Annotated in this window: 22 protein-coding genes; 19 read left to right on the top strand and 3 right to left on the bottom strand. The window is 71.1% G+C overall.

Translation table 11 applies throughout. The annotated features are described in order from the left end of the window. Positions 1-80: 80 nt before the first annotated feature. The 3 genes from QF032_RS08215 (at position 81) to thrS (ending at position 3,952) form a co-directional block, all read left to right on the top strand. Positions 81-647: a DUF4365 domain-containing protein gene (locus QF032_RS08215; protein WP_307041193.1), complete on the top strand. Its 567-nt coding sequence runs from the start codon at positions 81-83 to the stop codon at positions 645-647. Continuing rightward, complete coding sequence (locus QF032_RS08210) at positions 644-1,858, top strand: hypothetical protein (protein ID WP_307055575.1); 1,215 nt, start codon at positions 644-646, stop codon at positions 1,856-1,858. Before QF032_RS08215 ends, QF032_RS08210 begins: the two co-directional genes overlap by 4 nt. A 117-nt stretch (positions 1,859-1,975) precedes the next feature. Beyond that, positions 1,976-3,952: a threonine--tRNA ligase gene (thrS, locus tag QF032_RS08205; protein WP_307041191.1), complete on the top strand. Its 1,977-nt coding sequence runs from the start codon at positions 1,976-1,978 to the stop codon at positions 3,950-3,952. Positions 3,953-3,980: 28 nt separating this feature from the next. On the opposite strand, the gene QF032_RS08200 is transcribed toward thrS, so the two are convergent. Further along, positions 3,981-4,673: an ion channel gene (locus QF032_RS08200; protein WP_307041189.1), complete on the bottom strand. Its 693-nt coding sequence runs from the start codon at positions 4,671-4,673 to the stop codon at positions 3,981-3,983. 67 nt (positions 4,674-4,740) lie between these two features. Between QF032_RS08200 and QF032_RS08195 the strand changes: the two genes are divergently transcribed. Then, positions 4,741-5,301, top strand: coding sequence for an HIT family protein (locus tag QF032_RS08195; RefSeq protein WP_307041187.1), 561 nt, complete (start codon positions 4,741-4,743; stop codon positions 5,299-5,301). A 131-nt stretch (positions 5,302-5,432) separates the two neighbouring features. Here the strand turns inward: QF032_RS08195 and QF032_RS08190 are convergent, their stop codons facing one another. Both QF032_RS08190 and QF032_RS08185 read right to left on the bottom strand, forming a co-directional pair. After that, entirely contained in the window at positions 5,433-7,094 is a 1,662-nt protein-coding gene (locus tag QF032_RS08190; protein ID WP_306953896.1) for a hypothetical protein, read from the bottom strand. Positions 7,095-7,291: 197 nt separating this feature from the next. Then, a complete protein-coding gene (locus QF032_RS08185) occupies positions 7,292-9,487 on the bottom strand; it encodes an elongation factor G-like protein EF-G2 (protein ID WP_306953897.1) in 2,196 nt (731 codons plus the stop codon). A gap of 223 nt (positions 9,488-9,710) precedes the next feature. On the opposite strand from QF032_RS08185, the gene pgsA reads away from it, so the two are divergent. The 15 genes from pgsA (at position 9,711) to QF032_RS08110 (ending at position 25,071) form a co-directional block, all read left to right on the top strand. Continuing rightward, on the top strand, positions 9,711-10,484 hold the full coding sequence (pgsA, locus tag QF032_RS08180; protein WP_307049979.1) for a phosphatidylinositol phosphate synthase: 774 nt from the start codon (positions 9,711-9,713) through the stop codon (positions 10,482-10,484). Next, the gene (locus tag QF032_RS08175; RefSeq protein ID WP_307041185.1) at positions 10,481-11,413 is read left to right on the top strand and encodes a phosphatidylinositol mannoside acyltransferase; all 933 of its coding nucleotides are present in this window, start codon (positions 10,481-10,483) and stop codon (positions 11,411-11,413) included. The genes pgsA and QF032_RS08175 overlap by 4 nt, the downstream gene beginning before the upstream one ends. Further along, positions 11,410-12,579, top strand: coding sequence for a glycosyltransferase family 4 protein (locus QF032_RS08170; RefSeq protein ID WP_307041183.1), 1,170 nt, complete (start codon positions 11,410-11,412; stop codon positions 12,577-12,579). The genes QF032_RS08175 and QF032_RS08170 overlap by 4 nt, the downstream gene beginning before the upstream one ends. 42 nt (positions 12,580-12,621) lie before the next feature. Further along, positions 12,622-13,164 (top strand): hypothetical protein, encoded by a 543-nt coding sequence (locus QF032_RS08165; RefSeq protein ID WP_307041180.1) that lies wholly within the window; start codon positions 12,622-12,624, stop codon positions 13,162-13,164. Between the two features lie 170 nt (positions 13,165-13,334). Beyond that, the gene (pdxS, locus tag QF032_RS08160; RefSeq protein WP_057580365.1) at positions 13,335-14,246 is read left to right on the top strand and encodes a pyridoxal 5'-phosphate synthase lyase subunit PdxS; all 912 of its coding nucleotides are present in this window, start codon (positions 13,335-13,337) and stop codon (positions 14,244-14,246) included. 6 nt (positions 14,247-14,252) lie between these two features. Further along, on the top strand, positions 14,253-14,864 hold the full coding sequence (gene pdxT, locus QF032_RS08155) for a pyridoxal 5'-phosphate synthase glutaminase subunit PdxT (RefSeq protein WP_307041178.1): 612 nt from the start codon (positions 14,253-14,255) through the stop codon (positions 14,862-14,864). A 74-nt stretch (positions 14,865-14,938) separates the two neighbouring features. Continuing rightward, positions 14,939-15,691, top strand: a complete 753-nt coding sequence (locus QF032_RS08150) for a YebC/PmpR family DNA-binding transcriptional regulator (RefSeq protein WP_107444974.1) — start codon at positions 14,939-14,941, stop codon at positions 15,689-15,691. 173 nt (positions 15,692-15,864) lie between these two features. Then, the gene (gene ruvC, locus QF032_RS08145; RefSeq protein ID WP_307041175.1) at positions 15,865-16,431 is read left to right on the top strand and encodes a crossover junction endodeoxyribonuclease RuvC; all 567 of its coding nucleotides are present in this window, start codon (positions 15,865-15,867) and stop codon (positions 16,429-16,431) included. Further along, positions 16,428-17,033 carry a Holliday junction branch migration protein RuvA gene (gene ruvA / locus QF032_RS08140; RefSeq protein ID WP_057580362.1) on the top strand — a complete coding sequence of 202 codons (606 nt, stop codon included), beginning with the start codon at positions 16,428-16,430 and terminating at the stop codon, positions 17,031-17,033. Before ruvC ends, ruvA begins: the two co-directional genes overlap by 4 nt. Before the next feature lie 9 nt (positions 17,034-17,042). Beyond that, complete coding sequence (ruvB, locus tag QF032_RS08135; protein ID WP_307041173.1) at positions 17,043-18,116, top strand: Holliday junction branch migration DNA helicase RuvB; 1,074 nt, start codon at positions 17,043-17,045, stop codon at positions 18,114-18,116. A 175-nt stretch (positions 18,117-18,291) separates the two neighbouring features. Then, positions 18,292-18,798 (top strand): preprotein translocase subunit YajC, encoded by a 507-nt coding sequence (gene yajC / locus QF032_RS08130; RefSeq protein ID WP_307041171.1) that lies wholly within the window; start codon positions 18,292-18,294, stop codon positions 18,796-18,798. Between the two features lie 133 nt (positions 18,799-18,931). Beyond that, positions 18,932-20,707 carry a protein translocase subunit SecD gene (gene secD, locus QF032_RS08125; RefSeq protein ID WP_307055573.1) on the top strand — a complete coding sequence of 592 codons (1,776 nt, stop codon included), beginning with the start codon at positions 18,932-18,934 and terminating at the stop codon, positions 20,705-20,707. A 3-nt stretch (positions 20,708-20,710) separates the two neighbouring features. After that, positions 20,711-21,829, top strand: coding sequence for a protein translocase subunit SecF (gene secF / locus QF032_RS08120; RefSeq protein ID WP_307041167.1), 1,119 nt, complete (start codon positions 20,711-20,713; stop codon positions 21,827-21,829). Further along, positions 21,826-22,365 carry an adenine phosphoribosyltransferase gene (locus tag QF032_RS08115; RefSeq protein ID WP_307041164.1) on the top strand — a complete coding sequence of 180 codons (540 nt, stop codon included), beginning with the start codon at positions 21,826-21,828 and terminating at the stop codon, positions 22,363-22,365. Before secF ends, QF032_RS08115 begins: the two co-directional genes overlap by 4 nt. A gap of 180 nt (positions 22,366-22,545) precedes the next feature. Beyond that, complete coding sequence (locus QF032_RS08110; protein WP_307041162.1) at positions 22,546-25,071, top strand: RelA/SpoT family protein; 2,526 nt, start codon at positions 22,546-22,548, stop codon at positions 25,069-25,071. The last annotated feature ends 42 nt before the right edge of the window (positions 25,072-25,113 follow it).

Genomic DNA, 25,113 nt, shown 5'->3' with positions numbered 1-25,113 from the left:
GAAGGACACAACACGAGTACGGGTCTTTGCAGTTCAGCGGCCCGTCACGGGGAACGGCTCTGCGGGGAAGGCTGTTGGCCATGGCGATAGCGCAGCCCGAGCGGAGCGGGCTGCTGCCCGAGCGCGCGGGCGTACAACGCGGCACGCTCGCCACCACCGCCTGCATGGAGACCCTGCAGGTGGGCTATCTGCACGCCGTCGCGGCCGCCGCGGGATGCTCGCTGTCCCAGCCCTTCCCCGACAACGGCATCGACTGGCACGTCAGCCACAGCGCTCCCGGGCACACCGTCGACGACGAGGTCACCATCAAGGTGCAGCTGAAGGCCACCTACCAGGTGCGGCCCGACCCGCCCGGCCGCTCCTTCTCCTTCACCCTCGACAACGATCACCTGCGCAAGCTCGCCCGCACCCCCGTGACGGTGCACAAGATCCTGGTCGTGATGATCGTTCCCCGGGTGCGGGACCAGTGGCTGCGGGCCGGCCACGACCGCCTCGACCTGCGGCACTGCTGCTACTGGGTCAATCTCGCCGGCCACCCGATCACCGGCCGGACCCGCACCACCGTGCGGATACCGACCGCACGCATCTTCGACGACCGGGCGCTGTGCGAGATCATGACGCGAGCCGGGACGGGAGGCAGACCGTGACCCACCGCCCCCTGGACGAGCGCCTGCGGCCGGTGCGGCCGCACCCCGAGGCCCACTGGAACCGGCACCCCGAGACCGGCGAGGTCGACCCGGCCGTCCTCGGCGCCCTGCTGCGCCGGCACGGCTGGCAGCGGCGCGGCGGAGCCGCCGGACGCTACGGCCGCTGGACCCCGCCCGGCCCCGGCGGCGCGGGGACGAGCCTGCTCGTGCCGGAGAGCCGGGCCTTCCCCGACAGCGACGACCTGCTGGGGGAGGCGCTCCTGGCGCTCGCCCGCAGCGGCACGCCCTCCGCCCGCGAGGTGCTCCTCGGGCTCGCCGTGCCCAGCGACGAGGTCCGCTGGTGGCGGGACGCGCCGGACGGGCCCGCCGGGGCCGCCTCCTGGGCCGTCGAGGAACAGCTGCGCGGCGCGGCCCGCCAGATGCTGCTGGCCGGCGCCCTCGCCACGCGCGCGCGTGCCGGCTACTACGGGGCCCGGCACCGACGCGCCGCCCTGGCGACCCTGGACGGCGTCCTCGTGGGCCCCGCGGCCGGTGGGCGCCGCCTGACGGCCTTCGCGCCGGTCGCCGGCGCCCGCCCGCTCGCCGTCCGGCTGCACCAGGCCCTGTACGCCGTGCGCGAGGCCATCGACTACCAGCGGGCGGCCGGGGCCATGGACGCCTTCGACGGCGCCGTGGAGGCGGGCGCCAGCCGCGAGCTGACCGAGGCGCTGATCGCCCTCGTGCGAGGGACCCAGGGCGCCCGGATCGCCGTCGAATGGGCGCCCGCGGCCGGCGTCCCCGAGGACTGCGCCCCCGGCGGCGAGCCGGTCGAGTTCTCGCCCGGCGATCTGCCCGTGCTGCGCGAGGCGGGCGCCCGCTATCTGCGCGAGGAGCCCTCCGTGCCGGTGCGGATCACCGGCACGGTGGTGCGGATGCGCAGGTCGGGGCCGCGCGGCGAGGGCAGGGTACGACTGCGGGTGCTGGCCGGCGCCGAGATCCCGCACGTCCGGCTGACCCTCGACGAGGAGGACTACCGCATCGCCGGGCAGGCCCATCTGGTGGGGCTGCCGGTGCGGGTGCGCGGCCGGCTGGAGAGCCGGGGCGGGTTCCGCAGGGTCACCGGCGCGTGCGGGGTCGTCCCCGTGCAGGTGGACGAGGAGGAGCGGGACCGTCTGCTGAAGTCCCTCCAGGAGAACGTCGACTTCTTCGAGGAGGCCTGCGGCGGGGAGTAGCGCCCGGCCGGGACGGCGGGGGCTGATTTCGCGGTCGACGGGTGCGGGTCGGTACGATCCCCTATTGCGCGCGCCCACGGTACGGCGCCCGCATCCGCCTTCAGTCAGGAGAGACCGGTGTCAGACGTCCGTGTGATCATCCAACGCGATTCCGAGCGGGAAGAGCGCACGGTGACGACGGGCACCACGGCCGCCGACCTCTTCGCCGGCGAGCGCTCGATCGTCGCCGCCCGCGTGGCCGGCGAGCTCAGGGACCTGGCGTACGTGCTGCGGGACGGCGAAGAGGTCGAGGGCGTCGAGATCTCCTCCGAGGACGGTCTGAACATCCTGCGCCACTCCACGGCGCACGTGATGGCCCAGGCCGTGCAGGAGCTCTTCCCGGAGGCCAAGCTGGGCATCGGCCCGCCGGTCAAGGACGGCTTCTACTACGACTTCGACGTCGAGAAGCCGTTCACGCCCGAGGACCTGAAGGCCGTCGAGAAGAAGATGCAGGAGATCCAGAAGCGGGGTCAGCGTTTCTCCCGCCGCGTGGTCACCGACGACGCGGCCCGCGAGGAGCTCGCGGACGAGCCGTACAAGCTGGAGCTGATCGGCCTCAAGGGCTCGGCCTCCTCCGACGACGGCGCGGACGTCGAGGTCGGCGCCGGTGAGCTGACGATCTACGACAACCTCGACGCGAAGACCGGCGACCTGTGCTGGAAGGACCTCTGCCGCGGTCCCCACCTGCCCACCACCCGCAACATCCCCGCGTTCAAGCTGATGCGCAACGCGGCCGCCTACTGGCGCGGCAGCGAGAAGAACCCGATGCTCCAGCGCATCTACGGCACCGCGTGGCCGACCAAGGACGAGCTGAAGGCGCACCTCGACTTCCTCGCCGAGGCCGAGAAGCGCGACCACCGCAAGCTGGGCTCCGAGCTCGACCTGTTCTCCATCCCGGAGCAGATCGGCTCCGGCCTCGCGGTCTTCCACCCCAAGGGCGGCGTCGTCCGCCGGGTCATGGAGGACTACTCGCGCCGCCGTCACGAGGAGGAGGGCTACGAGTTCGTCTACACGCCGCACGCGACGAAGGGGAAGCTCTTCGAGCAGTCCGGGCACCTGGACTGGTACGCCGACGGCATGTACCCGCCCATGCAGCTCGACGAGGGCGTGGACTACTACCTCAAGCCCATGAACTGCCCGATGCACAACCTGATCTTCGACGCGCGCGGCCGCTCCTACCGCGAACTGCCGCTGCGTCTCTTCGAGTTCGGGACCGTGTACCGGTACGAGAAGTCGGGCGTCGTGCACGGCCTGACCCGCGCGCGCGGCTTCACCCAGGACGACGCGCACATCTACTGCACCCGCGAGCAGATGGCGGAGGAGCTCGACAAGACGCTCACCTTCGTCCTCGGCCTGCTGCGCGACTACGGCCTGACCGACTTCTACCTGGAGCTGTCCACCAAGGACCCGGAGAAGTTCGTCGGCTCGGACGACGTCTGGGAGGAGGCGACCGAGACGCTCCGCCAGGTCGCCGAGAAGCAGGGTCTGCCGCTGGTCCCGGACCCGGGCGGCGCCGCCTTCTACGGTCCCAAGATCTCCGTCCAGACGAAGGACGCCATCGGCCGCACCTGGCAGATGTCGACCATCCAGCTCGACTTCAACCTGCCGGAGCGCTTCGAGCTCGAATACACCTCGCCGGACGGCTCCAAGCAGCGACCGGTCATGATCCACCGGGCGCTGTTCGGGTCGATCGAGCGGTTCTTCGCGGTGCTCCTGGAGCACTACGCGGGCGCCTTCCCGGCGTGGCTGGCCCCGGTGCAGGCGATCGGCATCCCGATCGGCGACACGCACGTCGACTACCTGGAGAAGTTCGCCGCGGCGGCCAGGAAGCAGGGGCTGCGGGTCGACGTCGACTCCTCCTCCGACCGGATGCAGAAGAAGATCCGCAACGCCCAGAAGCAGAAGGTGCCCTTCATGGTCATCGCGGGCGACGAGGACATGGCGGGCGGTTCGGTGTCCTTCCGCTACCGCGACGGCTCCCAGGAGAACGGCATCCCCTTCGACGAGGCCATCGCGAAGATCGCGAAGGTGGTCGAGGAGCGCACGCAGGTCTGATGCCGTGGTGCGCGGGCCCCCGGGGGATTCACCCCGGGGGCCTTTCGCCGTTCCGGGGGCCCGGAGCGCCCTGGCCGCTCGCGCTGTCGTCCTCCCGGGAGAACACCTGGATCAGCCAGGACGAGAACGACCCGGTGACCGCGCCCAGCAGGGCCAGCCCGCACGCCATCATCCCGACCGCGATCAGCCGGCCCCGTGAGGTGACGGGGGTGATGTCGCCGTAGCCGACGGTGGTGAGCGTCTCGCAGGTCCACCACAGGGCGTCGCCGAAGGTCTTCATGTTCGCGCCCGGTGCTCCGCGTTCCTGGCTGTACACGGCGAGCGCGCCGGCGAAGCCGAGGAGTCCGGTGGACAGCCCGGCATAGGTGATCACGCGTGCGTGCAGCGAGAACCGGGGCCGTCCGCGCCGGCGTTGCACGGCCTCGTAGAGCTTGACGATCCGCAGCGGTCGCAACAGGGGAAGCACGACGACCAGTCCGTCCAGCCAGTGGGAGCGGACGAAGCGCAGCCGTTGTCCGCTGAGCCTCCAGCGCACCCCGTAGTCCGCGGCGAACATCGCCCACGCCGTCAGCATCACCGCGAAGCACAGGTCCCGCCAGCCGTCCGTGATGGCCTGGGCGAGGACGTGGACCGCGTAGCCGACGAGGAAGGCCAGGGATGCCAGTGCGAGGGGCACCTCGGTGCGCTGATCCCAGCGGGCGAGGCGGCTGTCTTCGTCCATCGGCCCAGCTTGGCTCGCACCGATCGCGCGCGAACCCCGCCGACACGCCGCGAACGGGCGAAGCCATATGCTGCCCTGCATGACGAGTGAGCCGGAGCAGCAGATCGGAGTGGGGACGCAGGACGCGTTCCAGCGCCTGTGGACGCCCCACCGGATGGCCTACATCCAGGGCGAGAACAAGCCGACCGGCCCCGGTGCCGGCGACGGCTGTCCGTTCTGCTCCATCCCGGCGAAGTCCGACGAGGACGGGCTGGTCGTCCGGCGCGGGGAGCACGTGTACGCGGTGCTGAACCTGTACCCGTACAACGGCGGCCACCTGATGACCGTGCCCTACCGTCACGTGGCCGACTACACCGATCTGACCGGGCCGGAGACCGCCGAGCTGGGCGAGCTGACCAAGCAGGCGATGACGGCCCTGCGCCTCGCGTCCGGCGCACAGGGCTTCAACATCGGCATGAACCAGGGCGCCGTCGCGGGCGCCGGGATCGCCGCCCACCTGCACCAGCACATCGTGCCCCGCTGGGGCGGCGACACGAACTTCATGCCGGTGGTCGGGCACACGCGCGTACTGCCGCAGCTGCTCGCGGACACGAGGAAAATGCTGGCAGGGGCCTGGCCCACGACGTGACACACGTGACGGTCGGCCCGTCCGGCGTTTGAGGACGAGGCCGTTCAGGCCGAAAGCGGGGGGTCTGGGGGCGCGGCCCCCCAGGGACGGCGAGCCGGACACCCGCACGATTCCGGCCGACCGCCGGCGGCCTACGCGTCGTAGCTGTCCGCCTTCCTCGGCGCCACGTCCTGGACCGCACCGCTCAGGATCGACGACCGCGAGGTGAACTTCTCGATGTTCACGTCGTGCTCCTTGAGCACCTTGAGCGCGGCCGAGTGCACCACACGCAGCACCGGGGTGGCCGCCCGCAGGGCGTCGTCGGCCATGAAGCGATGACGCCAGGGCTGGTCCGCCCACGCGTGCCGCAGGCCGAAGGGCTCCGGCAGGCCTATCGAGCCGCCGAGCCACTTCAGCAGCGGCGGATACCAGCTGATCGTGGCGCGCGCGGCCACCCGGACCACCTCGTCGGCGGTGACCAGCGGCAGCTTGACCGTCCGGGTCTCCCAGAACCGGACGCTCTTGGCGACCTCCTTGGTCGGGGCCTCGGGCTTGGTGGTGAACAGGCCGTTCACCGGGCCCAGGGCGTGCCCGGTGACCTCGATGCGCAGCGTCTCGTGCAGCACCGTCACCGTGATCAGCATCGTGATGATCAACTGGCCGTCCCACAGCGGCCACTGGACGCCCAGGTAGTGCCGGTCGCCGCCGCCGAACTGCTGGTTGTTGCAGATGTCCTCTATCGCCCGCGGCTTGACCTGGTACGCCTCGACGTCGGTGCCCTCCGGCCGCGCGACCGCCTTGGCGTTCTCGCCGACCGGGGTGACGATCCAGTGCCGGACCGTGGGCGGCGGGAAACCGCCGGTCTTCAGGCTCTGCCGGTTGAGTACGGAAAGCTGGTCGTGGATGGCGCGTACGACGGTCCAGCTGCGGAACTCGTGGACGCCCTTGTTCGGGTCGCTCGGCACCAGCTCCTCGGCCAGGTGCCAGGCCCCCCACCGCGTGCCCATGCCGAGTATGCCCTTGGGGCCGGCGTAGAAGACCGAGTTGGACTGCTGCTCCGCGCTGAGCCGGGCCAGGGACTGGCGCAGCTGTTCCGCCGCCGTCTGGTTCGGGCTGGTCGGCACGGCCTCGGGGACCTTGGCGCCGACGCTCCCGCCGGACAGCAGGCTGTCCCAGCGCTCCCGGAGGTCGACCGCGGTGCCCTCGCAGATCCGCTTGGCCAGGAACCAGCCGACCACGGGCGCCACGACGCACCCGCGCGCGTACCACCCCACGACGCCGGTGAACGGCATCTTGACCAGGAACAGCACGGCCAGCGCGCCCATGGCGACGAGCAGACCGGTGCCGAGGCCGGAGACCCGCTTGTCGTCCAGCTTCCCCATGCTCGCCCGCAGTTGGAAGACCAGCAGCCACACCAGCAGGCCGGGCAGGAACAGCACGCCGCACAGCAGCATGACGCCGGTCAGCTTCTGGTCGCGTTCCCGGCGGATGCGGTTGGCGGCGAGGCAGTGCTCGACGACCACCTGCGGCTCGCTGCCGAACGACTGGATGAGCGGCTTGCGGCCGACGCCCAGCATGCGGTCGATCACCGCCTGGGAGAACGCCTCGCCGAGGTTGGGCCGGAAGATCCGGGCCCAGCTGCGGCCGCCGTTGACCGCCGTCTCGTGCCACTCGTTGTCGGCCTTCTTGATGTCCTCGACCGGGTTGTCCCGGTAGGCCGCCGACGCCAGGCCGAACGTCGGCGTCTGCCCTCCCTCGCCCTGTTGCGGCACCTGCGGTCCGAAGATGTCCGCGTAACCGCTGCCAACGGTCATTCCCGCCCCCGATCGCCGCTGCTCTCGCTTCTGCGGCTTTCCCGACTTCCGTGCTCCGCACACCTGTTGATCAGGTCATCAGCGTATCGGCAGGCGCCGACATGCGTCGGCGGACGACCGAAGCCGCCCGCCGAACCGGAAGAAAGTCCTCCGCGCGGTGCCGCACCGGCCACTCGGGACCGGTGCGGCACCAACCGTCAGCCTGCCTCCGTCTGTTGGCGCACCTTCTCGGCGACCTGGGGCGGCATCGGCTCGTGCCGGGCGTACGCGCGGTGGAAGCGGGCCGTGCCGTGCGAGAGGGAGCGTAGATCGACCGCGTACCGGCCGATCTCGATCTCGGGCACCTCGGCCCGCACGAGCGTGCGGCTCCCGCTGGTCTGCTCGGTGCCCAGCACGCGTCCGCGCCGCCCCGACAGGTCGCTCATCACGGTGCCCACGTACTCGTCGCCCACCAGCACGGACACCTCGGCCACCGGCTCCAGCAGATGGATCCTCGCGTCGGCCGCCGCCTCCCGGAGGGCCAGTGCGCCGGCCGTCTGGAAAGCGGCGTCGGAGGAGTCCACCGAATGCGCCTTGCCGTCCAGCAGCGTGATCCGCACGTCCACCAGCGGATGCCCCGCCGCCACCCCCTTGGCCGCCTGCGCCCGGACGCCCTTCTCGACCGACGGGATGAACTGCCGCGGCACCGAACCGCCGACGACCCGGTCCACGAACTCGATGCCCGAGCCGCCCGGCAGCGGCTCCACCTCGATCTCGCAGACGGCGTACTGGCCGTGCCCGCCGGACTGCTTCACGTGCCGCCCGCGCCCGGCGGACTTCGCCGCGAACGTCTCGCGCAGGGAGACCCGGTGCGGGACGACGTCGACCTGGACGCCGTATCGGGAGCGCAGCCGCTCGAGCGCGACGTCGGAGTGCGCCTCGCCCAGGCACCACAGCACCACCTGGTGGGTGTGCTGGTTGTGCTCCAGGCGCATCGTGGGATCCTCGGCGACCAGCCGGCCCAGGCCCTGAGACAACTTGTCCTCGTCGGCCTTGCTGTGGGCCCGGATGGCCAGCGGGAGCAGCGGGTCCGGCATCTGCCAGGGCTCCATGAGGAGCGGGTCGTCCTTCGCGGAGAGGGTGTCGCCGGTCTCCGCGCGGCCGAGCTTCGCCACGCACGCGAGATCGCCTGCGATGCAGTGGGTCAGGGCCCGCTGCTGTTTGCCGAACGGCGCGGACAGGGCACCGATGCGCTCGTCGACGTCGTGGTCCTCGTGACCGCGGTCGGCGAGGCCGTGCCCGGAGACGTGGACGGTCTCTTCGGGGTGCAGCGTCCCGGAGAACACGCGGACCAGCGAGACCCGGCCGACGTAGGGATCGGAGGAGGTCTTCACGACCTCCGCGACCAGCGGACCGTCCGGATCGCACGGTTTCAGCTCCCGTGGCCGGCCGTCGACCGTCGTCACGTGCGGCGCCTCGCGTTCCAGAGGCGTCGGGAAGCCCCTGGTGACCAGTTCCAGCAGTTCGACCGTGCCGAGGCCCTGCCGGGCGCCCTCGGCGGCGGGGGCGGCCGCGAGGACGGGGAAGAAGGCGCCGCGCGCGACGGCCCGCTCCAGGTCGTCGATCAGCGTCTTGACGTCGATCTGCTCGCCGCCGAGATACCGGTCCATGAGGGTCTCGTCCTCGCTCTCGGCGATGATCCCCTCGATCAGCCGGTTGCGGGCCTCCTCGATGGCCGGCAACCGGTCCTCGTCCGGCTCGGACTCGCTGCGTTCGCCGGAGGAGTAGTCGAACAGCGTCCGGGACAGCAGGCCGGTCAGCCCGGTCACCGGCGCGTGCCCGTCGGGCCCCTCGGGCCCGCGCAGCGGCAGGTACAGCGGCAGGACGGCGTCCGGGTCGTCCGCGCCGAAGGCCTCCGCGCAGATCCGCGTCATCTCCTCGAAGTCCGCGCGGGCGGCCTCCAGGTGCGTGACGACGATCGCGCGGGGCATGCCGACGGCCGCGCACTCCTCCCAGACCATACGGGTCGACCCGTCCACGCCGTCCGCCGCAGAGACGACGAAGAGGGCCGCGTCCGCGGCGCGCAGACCGGCCCTGAGCTCCCCGACGAAGTCGGCGTATCCGGGGGTGTCGAGAAGATTGACCTTGATGCCGTCGAAGGTGACGGGCACCAGCGAGAGCTGCACCGAGCGCTGCTGCCGGTGCTCGATCTCGTCGTAGTCCGAGACGGTGCCGCCGTCCTCCACACGGCCCGCCCGGTTCACTGCTCCCGCGGTCAGCGCGAGAGCTTCCACCAACGTCGTCTTGCCCGATCCGCTGTGGCCGACCAGCACCACATTCCGTACGGACGCGGGTTGGTCGGCCGCCGTAGCCCTGCCGGCGGCTCCGGGGTGTGCGTTCGCCTTGTCGCCCATTTTCCTTGCCTCCCGTGCACGGTGAGGTCACTGGGGGCGCGGGCACGACGGCCCCGCGTGCGATGGCGGCTCCGGCGACGCCCACGGTCCTTCGAGCTTTCCACTCCCGTCACGGCGCGTCCATACGACGGACGCGACCCCGCCGCCCCCCGGACACCGTGCGGCCGTGACACGGGGCGGGGGCCGGGTGCCCGACCGTCGCACACACACGCGCGTGGCTACGATGGGCCAGCCGGCGGCCAGCAGGGGCCGCACGGCCACACCGACCCTCGGGAAGGCCATGCTGAACAAGTACGCGCGTGCATTCTTCACGCGTGTCCTCACACCGTTCGCCGCGTTTCTCATCCGCAGGGGCGTGAGCCCCGACACGGTCACGCTCCTCGGCACCGCCGGCGTGATCGCGGGCGCGCTGGTCTTCTACCCCCGGGGCGAGTTCTTCTGGGGCACGATCGTGATCACGCTCTTCGTGTTCTCCGACCTCGTCGACGGCAACATGGCCCGCCAGCTCGGCCGTACCAGCCGCTGGGGGGCCTTCCTGGACTCCACGCTCGACCGGGTCGCCGACGGCGCGATCTTCGGCGGCTTCGCGCTCTGGTACGCGGGCCACGGCGACGACAACGCCCTGTGCGCCGTCTCGATCTTCTGTCTGGCCAGCGGTCAGGTGGTGTCGTACACGAAGGCCCGCGGCGAGTCGATCGGCCTGCCGGTCGCCGTCAACGGGCTGGTGGAACGCGCCGAGCGCCTGGTGATCTCGCTGGTGGCGGCGGGGCTCTCGGGTCTGCACGCGTTCGGCGTGCCCGGCATCCAGGTGCTGCTGCCGATCGCGCTGTGGATCGTCGCCGTCGGCAGCCTCGTCACGCTGATCCAGCGCGTCGTCACGGTCCGCCGGGAATCCGCCGAGGCGGAGCAGGCGGCCGCGGCCGACGCCGCGGACGTCGCGGAGCGGGCGGACGAGGCGCGGGACAGCGGGGCCCGGGGGAGCGAGGCCGCGAAGTGAGCGCCCAGGAGCGTCTGGCGGACGCGTTGTACGGTCTCGGCTGGAGCGCTGTCAAGAGGCTCCCCGAGCCCGTCGCCGTGCGTCTCGGCCGCACCGTCGCCGACCTCGCGTGGAAACGGCGCGGGAAGGGCGTGCTGCGGCTGGAGAGCAACTACGCGCGCGTGGTCCCGGACGCGGGCCCGGAGCGCCTGGCCGAGCTGTCCCGCGCGGGGATGCGCTCCTACCTGCGGTACTGGATGGAGTCCTTCCGGCTGCCGGCCTGGAGCGCCGAGCGCGTCGCCGACGGCTTCGACCCCAAGGACCTGCACCACCTGACGGACGGCATCGCCTCGGACCGGGGCGTCATCCTCGCGCTGCCGCACATGGGCAACTGGGACCTGGCCGGCGCCTGGGTCACCACGAAGCTGCGCACGCCGTTCACCACCGTCGCCGAACGCCTCAAGCCCGAGACGCTGTACGACCGGTTCGTCGCCTACCGGGAAGGGCTCGGCATGGAGGTGCTGCCGCACACCGGCGGCTCCGCCTTCGGCACCCTGGCCCGGCGGCTGCGCGACGGCGGACTGGTCTGCCTGGTCGCCGAGCGCGATCTGTCCGCCTCCGGCGTCGAGGTCGACTTCTTCGGGGACACCGCCCGGATGCCCGCCGGACCCGCGCTGCTCGCCCAGCAGACGGGCGCGCTGCTGCTGCCCGTCACGCTCTGGTACGACGACTCGCCCGTCATGCAGGGCCGGGTGCACCCGCCGATCGAGGTGCCCGAGGCAGGCACCCGGGCCGAGAAGACGTCCGTCATGACACAGGCGCTGGCAGACGCCTTCGCCACCGGCATCGCCGACCACCCGGAGGACTGGCACATGCTGCAGCGACTGTGGCTCGCCGACCTGGAATCCCGCCCGTCGCCGCCCCGCCCGTCGGACGGGGCGACCGCGTGAGAATCGGCATCGTCTGCCCCTACTCCTGGGACGTCCCGGGCGGCGTCCAGTTCCACATCCGCGACCTCGCCGAGTACTTCGTCCGGCTCGGCCATGAGGTGTCCGTCCTCGCCCCGGCCGACGACGACACCCCGCTGCCGCCGTACGTCGTCTCGGCCGGCCGCGCGGTCCCCGTGCCGTACAACGGCTCCGTCGCCCGGCTCAACTTCGGGTTCCTGTCCGCCGCGCGCGTGCGCCGCTGGCTGCACGACGGCACGTTCGACGTCGTCCACATCCACGAGCCGACCTCTCCCTCGCTCGGCCTGCTGACCTGCTGGGCGGCCTCCGGCCCGATCGTGGCGACCTTCCACACGTCCAACCCGCGCTCGCGGGCCATGATCGCCGCGTACTCCATCCTCCAGGCCGCCCTGGAGAAGATCAGCGCGCGGATCGCCGTCAGCGAGTACGCCCGCCGGACCCTGGTGGAGCACCTCGGCGGCGACGCGGTCGTCATCCCCAACGGCGTCGACGTCGACTTCTTCGCCAAGGCCGAGCCCAACCCCGACTGGCAGGGCGGCACCATCGGCTTCGTCGGACGCATCGACGAGCCGCGCAAGGGCCTGCCCGTGCTGGTGCGGGCCCTGCCGAAGATCTTCGCGGAACGCCCGGACGCACGGCTGCTGGTCGCCGGCCGCGGCGACGAGAAGGAGGCGGTGGAGAGCCTGCCGAAGGAGCTCCACGCGCGCGTGGAGTTCCTCGGCATGGTCAGCGACGAGGACAAGGCGCGCTTCCTGCGCAGCGTCGACCTCTACATCGCGCCCAACACCGGCGGTGAGAGCTTCGGCATCATCCTGGTCGAGGCCATGTCGGCGGGAGCACCCGTGCTCGCCTCCGACCTCGACGCCTTCGCCCAGGTTCTCGACCAGGGTGCGGCCGGCGAACTGTTCGCCAACGAGGACGCGGACGCGCTGGCCGCCGCGGCGGTACGGCTCCTGGGCGACCCGGAACGCCGGGGGGAGCTGAGCGAGCGGGGCAGCGCGCATGTGCGGCGCTTCGACTGGTCGACCGTCGGCGCGGACATCCTGTCGGTCTACGAGACGGTGACGGCGGGAGCGGCGGCGGTCGCGGCCGACGACGAACGGGGATCGACGGGCCTGCGGGCTCGGCTCGGGCTGGCCCGCGACTGAGCCGCCCCGCCGCCGCGGGGATCACGGGTAGCCTTGCCGCCCGTGACCGCAACCCTGATCTGGATTCTGGTCGTCCTCGTCGCGATCGGCCTTTACCTGAGCTGGACGGCGGGACGGCTCGACCGGCTGCACGCCCGCATCGACGCCGCCCGTGCCGCACTCGACGCGCAGCTGCTGCGCCGCGCGTCGGTGGCCCAGGAGCTGGCCACCTCCAAGGTCCTCGACCCCGCTGCCTCCATCGTCCTGTACGAGGCGGCGCACGCCGCCCGGCAGGCCGAGGAGGAGCAGCGCGAGGTCGCCGAGAGCGAGCTCAGCCAGGCCCTGCGGGCCGTCTTCGCGGACGTCCAGCAGCTCGAGGTGGTGCGCGAGGCGCCCGGCGGGGAGGAGGCGGCCCGCGAGCTCACGGAGGCCGTCCGCCGGGTCCCCATGGCCCGGCGCTTCCACAACGACGCGGTGGGCGCCGTCCGCAGACTTCGCGAGCACCGCAAGGTCCGCTGGTTCCGCCTGGCCGGCCACGCCCCCTTCCCGATGGCCTTCGAGATGGACGACGAACCCCCGTCCGCGCTGGCCGACCGGGCCGCCTGACCTGGGACGGGCCGAATCCTCCAGGGCTGCGCGGCGGTGCGCTTCGGGGGCTTCCTGGGCGTCGCCCCGGGAAAAGGATCCACCGACTGCCCATTGGCCCTTGCTGTGGACTGGTCCAATCGCGTTTCCTCAGTGCCGAAGAATCCTCTTTTCGACTAGTGAGGTCACCCGTGTCCAGCACGATCTCCGAAAACCAGACCCCCGAGACCGGCACCGCGCGCGTGAAGCGCGGCATGGCCGAGCAGCTCAAGGGCGGCGTGATCATGGACGTCGTCACGCCGGAGCAGGCGAAGATCGCCGAGGACGCGGGCGCCGTCGCCGTCATGGCGCTGGAGCGGGTCCCGGCCGACATCCGCAAGGACGGCGGCGTCGCCCGGATGTCGGACCCCGACATGATCGAGGGCATCATCGAGGCCGTGTCGATCCCGGTCATGGCCAAGTCCCGGATCGGCCACTTCGTCGAGGCCCAGGTCCTGCAGTCGCTCGGCGTCGACTACATCGACGAGTCCGAGGTCCTCACCCCGGCCGACGAGGTCAACCACAGCGACAAGTTCGCGTTCACGACCCCGTTCGTCTGCGGCGCCACCAACCTGGGCGAGGCCCTGCGCCGCATAGCCGAGGGCGCCGCGATGATCCGCTCCAAGGGCGAGGCCGGAACCGGCAACGTCGTCGAGGCCGTGCGCCACCTGCGTCAGATCAAGAACGAGATCGCCCGTCTGCGCGGCTACGACAACAACGAGCTGTACGCCGCCGCCAAGGACCTGCGCGCCCCCTACGAGCTGGTCAAGGAGGTCGCCGAGCTCGGCAAGCTGCCGGTCGTGCTGTTCTCCGCCGGCGGCGTCGCCACCCCGGCCGACGCCGCGCTGATGCGCCAGCTCGGCGCCGAGGGCGTCTTCGTCGGCTCCGGCATCTTCAAGTCCGGCGACCCGGCCAAGCGTGCCGCCGCCATCGTGAAGGCGACCACCTTCTACGACGACCCGAAGATCATCGCGGACGCGTCCCGCAACCTGGGCGAGGCCATGGTCGGCATCAACTGCGACACCCTCCCCGAGGCCGAGCGCTACGCCAACCGCGGCTGGTAACACCTCATGAGCGACACAGTCCCCGTCATAGGCGTCCTGGCCCTCCAGGGCGACGTACGGGAGCACCTCGTGGCCCTGGCCGCGGCAGACGCCGTGGCCAGGCCCGTGCGGCGCCCCGAGGAACTCGCCGAGGTCGACGGCCTCGTCATCCCCGGCGGCGAGTCCACGACCATCTCCAAGCTGGCCGTCCTGTTCGGCGTGATGGAGCCCCTTCGCGCGCGCGTGCGGTCGGGCATGCCCGTCTACGGCACCTGCGCGGGCATGATCATGCTCGCGGACAAGATCCTCGACCCGCGCTCGGGCCAGGAGACCGTCGGCGGCATCGACATGATCGTGCGCCGCAACGCCTTCGGACGTCAGAACGAGTCCTTCGAGGCCACGGTGGACGTCGTGGGCGTGACGGGTCCTCCCGTGGAGGGCGTCTTCATCCGCGCCCCCTGGGTCGAGTCCGTGGGCGCCCGCGTCGAGGTGCTCGCCGAGCACGGCGGTCACATCGTGGCGGTCCGCCAGGGCAACGCGCTCGCCACCTCGTTCCACCCGGAACTGACCGGCGACCACCGGGTGCACGCCCTGTTCGTCGACATGGTGCGCGCGAACCGGGTGGCGGCGTCCTTGTAGGATCTGGGGGTCCCCTCAGGCTCCGCAGGCCCGGGGAGTTCGTCCAGGTTGGGTTACGCGAAGGAGACAGGCAGATGTCCGGCCACTCTAAATGGGCTACGACGAAGCACAAGAAGGCCGTGATCGACGCCAAGCGCGGCAAGCTCTTCGCGAAGATGATCAAGAACATCGAGGTCGCGGCCCGTACCGGTGGCGCGGACGTGTCCGGCAACCCGACGCTGTTCGACGCCATCCAGAAGGCCAAGAAGAGCTCGGTCCCGAACAAGAACATCGACTCCGCGGTCAAGCGCGGCGCCGGTCTCGAGGCCGGCGGTGCCGACTACGAGACGATCATGTACGAGGGCTACGGCCCGAACGGCGTCGCGGTCCTCATCGAGTGCCTCACCGACAACCGCAACCGCGCGGCCTCCGACGTCCGCGTCGCCATGACCCGCAACGGCGGCTCCATGGCCGACCCGGGCTCGGTGTCGTACCTGTTCAACCGCAAGGGCGTCGTCGTCGTCCCCAAGGGCGAGCTGGCCGAGGACGACGTCCTCGGTGCCGTGCTCGACGCGGGCGCCGAAGAGGTCAACGACCTCGGTGAGACCTTCGAGGTCCTCTCCGAGGCCACCGACCTGGTCGCGGTGCGCACCGCGCTCCAGGAGGCCGGCATCGACTACGACTCCGCAGAGGCCAACTTCGTCCCGACCATGCAGGTCGAGCTCGACGAGGACGGCGCACGGAAGATCTTCAAGCTGATCGACGCGCTCGAGGACAGCGACGACGTGCAGAACGTCTTCGCCAACTTCGACGTCAGCGACGAGGTCATGGAGAAGGTCGACGCCTGAGCCGACGCTCCACCGCGTCTTCGAACGGGCCGACGGGACACCCCCGTCGGCCCGTCGCGTTGCCGGGGCGTGAGCCGGGGCGTGTGCCGGCAGGCGTTGTCGGTGGCACCCGATAGCCTGCACGAACCGGTGGGCGACCCGGCCGGGCCGGGGGAGAGCGAAGGGAGGCGGGCGTGCGGGTACTCGGGGTGGACCCCGGACTGACACGGTGCGGTGTCGGCGTCGTCGAGGGAGTCGCGGGCCGGCCCCTCACCATGCTCGGCGTAGGAGTCGTACGGACGTCCGCCGACGCCGAGTTGGGGCAGCGCCTCGTCGCCGTCGAGCAGGGCATCGAAGCGTGGCTCGACGAACACCGGCCCGAATTCGTCGCCGTGGAACGGGTGTTCAGCCAGCACAACGTGCGCACGGTGATGGGCACCGCCCAGGCCAGCGCCGTCGCCATGCTGTGCGCGGCCCGCCGTGGCATCCCCGTCGCGCTGCACACCCCCAGCGAGGTCAAGGCCGCCGTCACCGGCAGCGGGCGCGCGGACAAGGCCCAGGTCGGCGCGATGGTCACCCGTCTGCTGCGACTCGACGCGCCCCCCAGACCGGCCGACGCCGCCGACGCCCTCGCCCTCGCCATCTGCCACATCTGGCGCGCCCCCGCGCAGAACCGGCTCCAGCAGGCGGTCGCCCGGCACACCGTCAAGCCCACGCACCCCGTGACCGCACCGATCACATCGAAAGGCCGTACGGCATGATCGCCTTCGTCAGCGGCACCGTCGCCGCACTCGCCCCGGACACCGCGGTGGTGGAGGTGGGCGGTGTGGGCATGGCCGTCCAGTGCTCGCCGAACACGCTGTCCACGCTCCGGCTCGGCAAGCCGGCCAAGCTCGCCACCTCCCTCGTCGTACGGGAGGACTCGCTGACCCTCTACGGCTTCGTGGACGACGACGAGCGCCAGGTCTTCGAACTGCTGCAGACCGCCAGTGGCGTCGGCCCCCGGCTCGCCCAGGCCATGCTGGCGGTCCACGCCCCGGACGCCCTGCGCCGCGCGGTGGCCACCGGAGACGAGAAGGCGCTGATCGCCGTCCCCGGCATCGGCAAGAGGGGCGCGCAGAAACTGCTGCTGGAGCTCAAGGACCGGCTCGGCGAGCCGATCGGCGCCCCCGCGGTCGGCGCACCGGTCACCAGCGGCTGGCGCGACCAGCTGCACGCCGCCCTGATCGGCCTCGGCTACGCCACCCGCGAGGCCGACGAGGCGGTCGCCGCCGTGACCCCGCAGGCCGAGGCCGCCGACGGTGCGCCCCAGGTGGGCCGGCTGTTGAAGGCCGCCCTGCAGACCCTGAACCGCGCCCGCTAGGAGACGTCAGTGAACTGGGACGACACGACCGAGGAGACCACCGCCGAGGAGCGGCTGGTGGGCTCGGTCGCCGACCGGGAGGACCAGGCCGTCGAGGCCGCCCTGCGTCCCAAGGACCTCGGCGAGTTCATCGGCCAGGAGAAGGTCCGCGAGCAGCTCGACCTCGTCCTGCGCGCTGCCCGCGCGCGGGGCGCGACCGCCGACCACGTGCTGCTCTCCGGAGCCCCCGGCCTCGGCAAGACCACCCTCTCGATGATCATTGCCGCGGAGATGGGCGCCCCGATCCGCATCACCTCGGGCCCCGCCATCCAGCACGCCGGCGATCTCGCCGCGATCCTCTCCTCGCTCCAGGAGGGCGAGGTCCTCTTCCTCGACGAGATCCACCGCATGTCCCGGCCCGCCGAGGAGATGCTGTACATGGCGATGGAGGACTTCCGCGTCGACGTCATCGTCGGCAAGGGCCCCGGCGCCACCGCCATCCCCCTCGAACTGCCCCCCTTCACCCTCGTCGGCGCCACCACGCGCGCGGGCCTGCTGCCGCCGCCGCTGCGCGACCGCTTCGGGTTCACCGCGCACATGGAGTTCTACGAGCCCGGCGAACTGCGACGCGTCATCCACCGCTCGGCCGACCTCCTCGACGTCGAGATCGACGCGGAGGGGGCGGCCGAGATCGCCGGCCGCTCCCGCGGCACGCCCCGTATCGCCAACCGTCTGCTGCGCCGTGTCCGCGACTACGCGCAGGTCAAGGCCGACGGGAGGGTCACCCGCGAGATCGCCGCGGCGGCGCTGAAGGTCTACGAGGTGGACGAGCGGGGGCTGGACCGTCTGGACCGGGGAGTCCTGGAAGCCCTGCTGAAACTCTTCGGGGGCGGACCGGTCGGTCTGTCCACGCTCGCCGTCGCCGTGGGGGAGGAGCGTGAGACCGTGGAGGAGGTGGCCGAACCCTTCCTCGTCCGGGAGGGCCTGCTCGCCCGCACACCTCGCGGACGGGTGGCGACCCCGGCCGCCTGGACGCACCTCGGTCTCACCCCGCCCCGGGCCCCGGGCCAGGGCAGCGGGCAACAGGACCTGTTCGGGACGTGACGCCGGGGCTTCGGCGAGGACATTGGCCGGGTCAGGAACCCAGGTGCCATGCTGAGCGTTGTTCCATGCGCGCGGACTCGCTTAGACTCCGCCGATGCCGCCCCAGTCGGCAGCACACAACCCCCATCCATGAGGCCGCTCCACCGCCGCGGTCGTTTGAAGGAAGTTCCGACCCGTGAGTCCTTTGACCCTCCTCCCGTTCATCGTGCTCATCGGGGCCATGTTCCTGATGACCCGGTCGGCCAAGAAGAAGCAGCAGCAGGCGGCCGCCATGCGTAACGAGCTGCAGCCCGGCAGTGGTGTCCGCACCATCGGCGGCATGTACGCGACGGTCAAGGAGGTCAACGACGACACGCTTCTCCTCGATGCGGGACCGGGCGTGGAACTCCTCTTCGCGAAGAACGCGATCGGCGCCGTCCTGACCGACGACGAGTACAACCGCATCGTGCACGGCATCGAGCACGACCTGAAGTCCGACTCCGACGTCGTCCCGGACGACGCCTCCTCCCTGGCCGAGACCGACGACTCCGTCGACGAAGCTGCCGCCTCCGACGACAAGGTTGTCGACCTCGGCAAGAAGGACGAGACCGGCGAGGTCCGGGAGAAGGCCGCCGAGGCCGAGCAGGCCGAGGCCGGCGAGGAGCCGAAGAAGACCGAGGGCGACTCCGACGAGAAGAAGTAGCCACGACCCCGGCGCTCAGGGTGCACACCCGTCGGCGCCGGGGCGCGCGCATCTCGCCAGGGGATCCCACACCATGTCATGGCCGCCGCCGCGCTGACCCGGCGCGAGGCGGCCCGAGAGGGAGTACGAGAAGGTGGCAGCACCCAAGAAGGGCCGGAGTGCGAGTGCCCAGAGCAAGCCAGGGCGCTCGCTGGCCCTGATCCTGATCGCCATCGTGGGGCTCACCGGAGGCATGTTCGTCTCCGGTCACACCACTCCGCGTCTCGGCATCGACCTTGCCGGCGGTACCAGCATCACGCTGGAGGCGAAGGCCGACCAGGGATCCGCGATCAACAAGGCCAACATGGACACCGCGGTCGACATCATGAACCGCCGTGTCAACGGGCTGGGCGTCTCCGAGGCGGAGGTGCAGACCCAGGGCGACCGCAACATCATCGTGAACATCCCCAAGGGCACCAACTCCGCGGAAGCACGCAAGCAGGTCGGCACCACCGCCAAGCTGTACTTCCGTCCGGTCCTGGCCCAGGAGGCAACCGGCTCCGCCGCCCCCTCGCCGAGCGCGTCCCCGAGCGGCTCGTCGAGCGCGTCTCCCAACCCCTCGGCGAGCGCCTCCGCCAAGGGTGAGAAGGCGACCTCCTCCTCGTCCCCCTCGGCCTCCGCCACCTCGCAGGGCCGCGCAGTCACCGACGCGCTCAAGGCCGACTCCACCCCGTCGGCGTCCGCGAGCACCAAGGCGAAGACGTCCCCCAGCCCGTCGGCCTCCGCCAGCGGGGGCGCGGCCTCCGCCGGCGCCGCCGCGCTCCAGGCCAAGTACGCGGCCCTGGACTGCACCGACCCGGAAGTGCGCCGCAAGGTCGCCGAGGGCGTCAAGCCCGAGGACACGACCGTCGCCTGCGGTGAGATCGACAAGGTCTGGTACAAGTACCTGCTCGGCCCGGCCGCGGTCGACGGCACCGACGTCAAGAAGGCCGCGGCCGTCTTCGACACGCAGGGCGCGGCCGGCTGGCAGGTCACCATGACCTTCACCAAGTCGGGTGGCAAGAAGTTCGCCGACATCACGGGCAAGCTCGCGCAGAACCAGCAGCCGCAGAACGAGTTCGGCATCGTGCTCGACGGCGACGTCGTCTCCAGCCCGTTCGTGCAGGGCGCGATCACCGGCGGCCAGGCCCAGATCTCCGGCAGTTTCAAGCAGGAGGAGGCCCAGGGCCTCGCCAACATGCTGTCCTACGGCGCGCTCCCGCTCACCTTCAAGGAGCAGAGCACGACCACCGTGACGGCGGCCCTCGGCGGTGACCAGTTGCACGCCGGTCTGCTCGCGGGAGCCATCGGCCTCGCCCTGGTCGTCATCTACCTGGTGGCGTACTACCGCGGTCTGGCGCTCGTCGCGCTCGCCTCGCTGCTGGTCTCGGCGGCTCTCACCTACGTGCTCATGGCCCTGCTCGGCCCGGCCATCGGCTTCGCGCTGAACCTGCCGGCCGTCTGCGGAGCCATCGTCGCCATCGGCATCACGGCGGACTCGTTCATCGTGTACTTCGAACGGGTCCGGGACGAGATCCGCGAGGGCCGCACCCTGCGACCCGCCGTCGAGCGTGCCTGGCCGCGGGCCCGGCGCACCATTCTGGTCTCCGACTTCGTGTCGTTCCTCGCCGCCGCCGTGCTGTTCGTCGTCACGGTCGGCAAGGTGCAGGGCTTCGCGTTCACGCTGGGCCTGACCACCGTCCTCGACGTGGTCGTGGTCTTCTTCTTCACCAAGCCGCTGATGACGCTCATCGCTCGGCGGAAGTTCTTCGCGAACGGCCACAAGTGGTCCGGCCTCGACCCGAAGAGCCTGGGTGCCCAGCCGCCGCTGCGCCGCACCCGCCGTCCCGGCGGTCCTGTCGCCGGTCCCGTCGAGACGAAGGAGGCGTGAGCGATGTCCAAACTCGGTAACCTCGGCGCCCGGCTGCACCGTGGCGAGATCAGCTACGACTTCATCGGGCACCGCAAGCTCTGGTACGGCATCTCGATCCTGATCACCATCACGGCCATCCTCGGTCTGGCGGTGCGCGGCCTGAACATGGGCATCGACTTCCAGGGCGGCGCCGTCTTCACCACGGCGAAGCACGGCAGTATCTCCGTCTCCCAGGCCGAGGAAGCTGCGAAGACGGCCTCGGGTCACGACGCGGTCGTGCAGAAGCTCGGCGACGGCTCGGTGCGCATCCAGATCGCCGGCATGGACATCGAGAAGTCCGACGAGATCAAGAACGACCTCGCCAAGGACTTCAAGGTCGACCCGGAGACCATCGCCGCCGACCTCGTCGGTCCCAGCTGGGGCGACCAGATCGCCGGCAAGGCCTGGCAGGGCCTAGCGATCTTCATGGTGCTGGTCGTGATCTACCTGGCGATCGCCTTCGAGTGGCGGATGGCCATCGCCGCCCTCGTCGCCCTGATCCACGACATCACTATCACCGTCGGCATCTACGCCCTCGTCGGCTTCGAGGTCACGCCCGGCACGGTGATCGGTCTGCTGACCATTCTCGGTTACTCGCTGTACGACACGGTCGTCGTCTTCGACTCCCTCAAGGAGCAGACCAAGGACCTCACCAAGCAGACCCGCTTCACCTACAGCGAGGTCGCCAACCGCTCGATCAACGGCACCCTGGTCCGCTCCATCAACACCACGGTCGTCGCTCTGCTGCCGGTGGCGGGCCTGCTGTTCATCGGCGGCGGCTTCCTCGGCGCGGGCACGCTCAACGACATCTCGCTGTCGCTGTTCGTCGGTCTCGCGGCGGGCGCGTACTCCTCGATCTTCATCGCCACGCCGCTCGTCGCCGACCTCAAGGAGCTTGAGCCGCAGTACAAGGCCCTGAAGAAGCGCGTCCTCGCCAAGCGGGCCCAGTCCCCGGCCGAGGGGGAGCGCGGCGACGAGACGCGCACCGCCGACGGCTACGACGACGACGCGGAGGACGCGGCGCCGGCGGTCGTCGGCCCGCGCGCCCAGCCCGCCTCCCGCGGCCGAGGCCGGGGCCGTCCGTCGGGGAAGCGACGGTGACCGGCGTCGAGGAGCTGCTCCTCAGCCGCATCCGGGACGTGGCCGACTACCCGGAGCCGGGCGTGATGTTCAAGGACATCACCCCGCTCCTGGCGGACCCGGCGGCGTTCACCGCGCTCACCGACGCGTTCGCGCAGATCGCCGAGCGCACCGGCGCCACCAAGATCGTCGGCCTGGAAGCCCGGGGATTCATCCTGGGAGCCCCGGTCGCCGTCCGCGCCGGCCTCGGTTTCATCCCCGTGCGCAAGGCGGGCAAGCTCCCCGGAGCGACCCTCAGCCAGGCCTACGACCTGGAGTACGGCTCGGCCGAGATCGAGGTGCACGCGGAGGACCTGACCGCCGGCGACCGCGTGCTGATCGTCGACGACGTCCTGGCCACCGGCGGCACCGCCGAGGCGTCGATCCAGCTCATCCACCGTGCCGGGGCCGAGGTGGCCGGGGTCGCGGTCCTGATGGAGCTGGGCTTCCTCGACGGGCGTCCCCGTCTGGAGGCGGCCCTGCGCGGGGCGCCCGTGGAGGCGCTGCTCACCATCTGAACGCGGTCTGCGCACCGCCGCACGCGAACGGGCGGGCCCGGAGGAATCCGGTGCCCGCCCCTCGCGTTTCACCGGTAGACGGCTCTCACATCGGCCTGAAGGCGATCCCGGGGCGCAGGATCGCTACGATGGGTGCTCCGGAGCCTGACCGGGGACCCGGATCGCGCACGAGGAGTCCTCTTGCCAGACGAGGCCCAGCACCTGACAGCCGCCAAGCCCGAGTCCGCCTCGGCGCCGGCGGCCACTCCCGCGTCGCAGGCGCAGGACGACAGCCGCGGCCCGGCGGAGCACGACCGTTCCGCGCCCGCCGGGCCGGCCGAGCAGCCCCGTCCCGAGTCGGCTCCGCCCGAAGGCACGACGGCGGCGCCCGCCGGCCGTCAGGCCGCCGCCCCGCAGCAGGCCGCCCGCTCCGGCTCCTCCAACCGCGTCCGCGCCCGTCTCGCCCGGCTCGGCGTCCAGCGCCAGAACCCGTACAACCCGGTCCTGGAGCCGCTGCTGCGGATAGTGCGCAGCAACGACCCGAAGATCGAGACGGCGACCCTGCGCCAGATCGAGAAGTCCTACCAGGTCGCCGAGCGCTGGCACCGCGGCCAGAAGCGCAAGAGCGGCGACCCGTACATCACCCACCCGCTCGCGGTGACCACGATCCTCGCCGAGCTGGGCATGGACCCGGCGACCCTCATGGCCGGTCTGCTGCACGACACCGTCGAGGACACCGAATACGGCCTGGAGGACCTGCGGCGCGACTTCGGCGACCAGGTCGCCCTGCTCGTCGACGGCGTCACCAAGCTGGACAAGGTGAAGTTCGGCGAGGCCGCGCAGGCCGAGACCGTGCGCAAGATGGTCGTCGCCATGGCCAAGGACCCGCGGGTGCTGGTCATCAAGCTCGCTGACCGCCTGCACAACATGCGGACCATGCGCTACCTCAAGCGGGAGAAGCAGGAGAAGAAGGCGCGCGAGACCCTCGAGATCTACGCGCCCCTCGCTCACCGCCTGGGCATGAACACCATCAAGTGGGAACTGGAGGACCTCGCCTTCGCGATCCTCTACCCCAAGATGTACGACGAGATCGTCCGCCTGGTCGCCGAGCGGGCCCCCAAGCGCGACGAATACCTGGCCATAGTGACCGACGAGGTGCAGGCAGACCTGCGGGCCGCCCGTATCAAGGCGACCGTCACCGGCCGCCCGAAGCACTACTACAGCGTCTACCAGAAGATGATCGTCCGCGGTCGCGACTTCGCGGAGATCTACGACCTGGTGGGCATCCGCGTCCTCGTGGACACCGTCCGCGACTGCTACGCGGCGCTCGGCACCGTGCACGCGCGATGGAACCCGGTCCCCGGCCGGTTCAAGGACTACATCGCGATGCCCAAGTTCAACATGTACCAGTCGCTGCACACGACGGTCATCGGCCCCAACGGCAAGCCGGTCGAACTCCAGATCCGCACGTTCGACATGCACCGCCGAGCCGAGTACGGCATCGCCGCGCACTGGAAGTACAAGCAGGAGGCCGTCGCCGGCGCCTCGAAGGTGCGCTCGGACCAGCCGAGGACCACCGGCAAGGACGACCACCTCAACGACATGGCCTGGCTGCGCCAGCTTCTCGACTGGCAGAAGGAGACCGAGGACCCCGGCGAGTTCCTGGAGTCCCTGCGCTTCGACCTGTCGCGCAACGAGGTCTTCGTCTTCACGCCGAAGGGTGACGTGATAGCGCTGCCGGCCGGTGCGACGCCCGTCGACTTTTCGTACGCGGTGCACACCGAGGTGGGCCACCGCACGATAGGAGCCCGGGTCAACGGGCGTCTCGTGCCGCTGGAGTCGACCCTGGACAACGGCGACCTGGTGGAGGTCTTCACCTCCAAGGCCGCCGGGGCGGGGCCGTCCCGGGACTGGCTGAACTTCGTCAAGTCGCCGCGCGCCCGCAACAAGATCCGCGCCTGGTTCTCCAAGGAGCGCCGCGACGAGGCGATCGAGCAGGGCAAGGACTCCATCGTCCGCGCCATGCGCAAGCAGAACCTGCCGATCCAGCGCATCCTGACCGGTGACTCGCTGGTGACGCTCGCGCACGAGATGCGGTATTCGGACATCTCCGCGCTGTACGCGGCGATCGGCGAGGGCCATGTCTCCGCGCAGAACATCGTGCAGAAGCTGGTCCAGGCGCTCGGCGGCGAGGAGGCCGCCTCCGAGGAGATCGACGAGACGGTCCCGCCGTCCCACAGCCGCGGCCGCAAGCGGCGCAGCAACCAGGACCCCGGTGTCGTCGTCAAGGGCGTCGACGACGTGTGGGTCAAACTGGCCCGCTGCTGCACGCCCGTGCCCGGCGATCCCATCATCGGCTTCGTCACGCGGGGCAGCGGCGTATCGGTTCACCGCAGTGACTGCGTCAACGTGGAGTCACTGTCACGCGAGCCCGAACGGATCCTCGAGGTCGAGTGGGCGCCCACGCAGTCCTCGGTCTTCCTCGTCGCGATCCAGGTCGAGGCGCTGGACCGCTCCCGGCTCCTCTCGGACGTCACGCGCGTCCTGTCCGACCAGCACGTCAACATCCTGTCCGCGGCGGTCCAGACGTCCCGCGACCGGGTGGCCACCTCCCGCTTCACCTTCGAGATGGGTGACCCCAAACATCTGGGGCACGTCCTGAAGGCCGTGCGCGGCGTCGAGGGCGTCTACGACGTGTACCGGGTGACGTCGGCGCGCAGGCCGTAGAACGGCCGCCGGCGCGCGGGCCGCAGAACGGCGCGAGAACGC

Origin of the sequence: Streptomyces achromogenes (assembly GCF_030816715.1) — a bacterium.
GTDB lineage: Bacteria > Actinomycetota > Actinomycetes > Streptomycetales > Streptomycetaceae > Streptomyces > Streptomyces achromogenes_A.
Note: the sequence above shows the minus strand (reverse complement) of the source record. Positions and strands in the feature narration are given on the sequence as shown.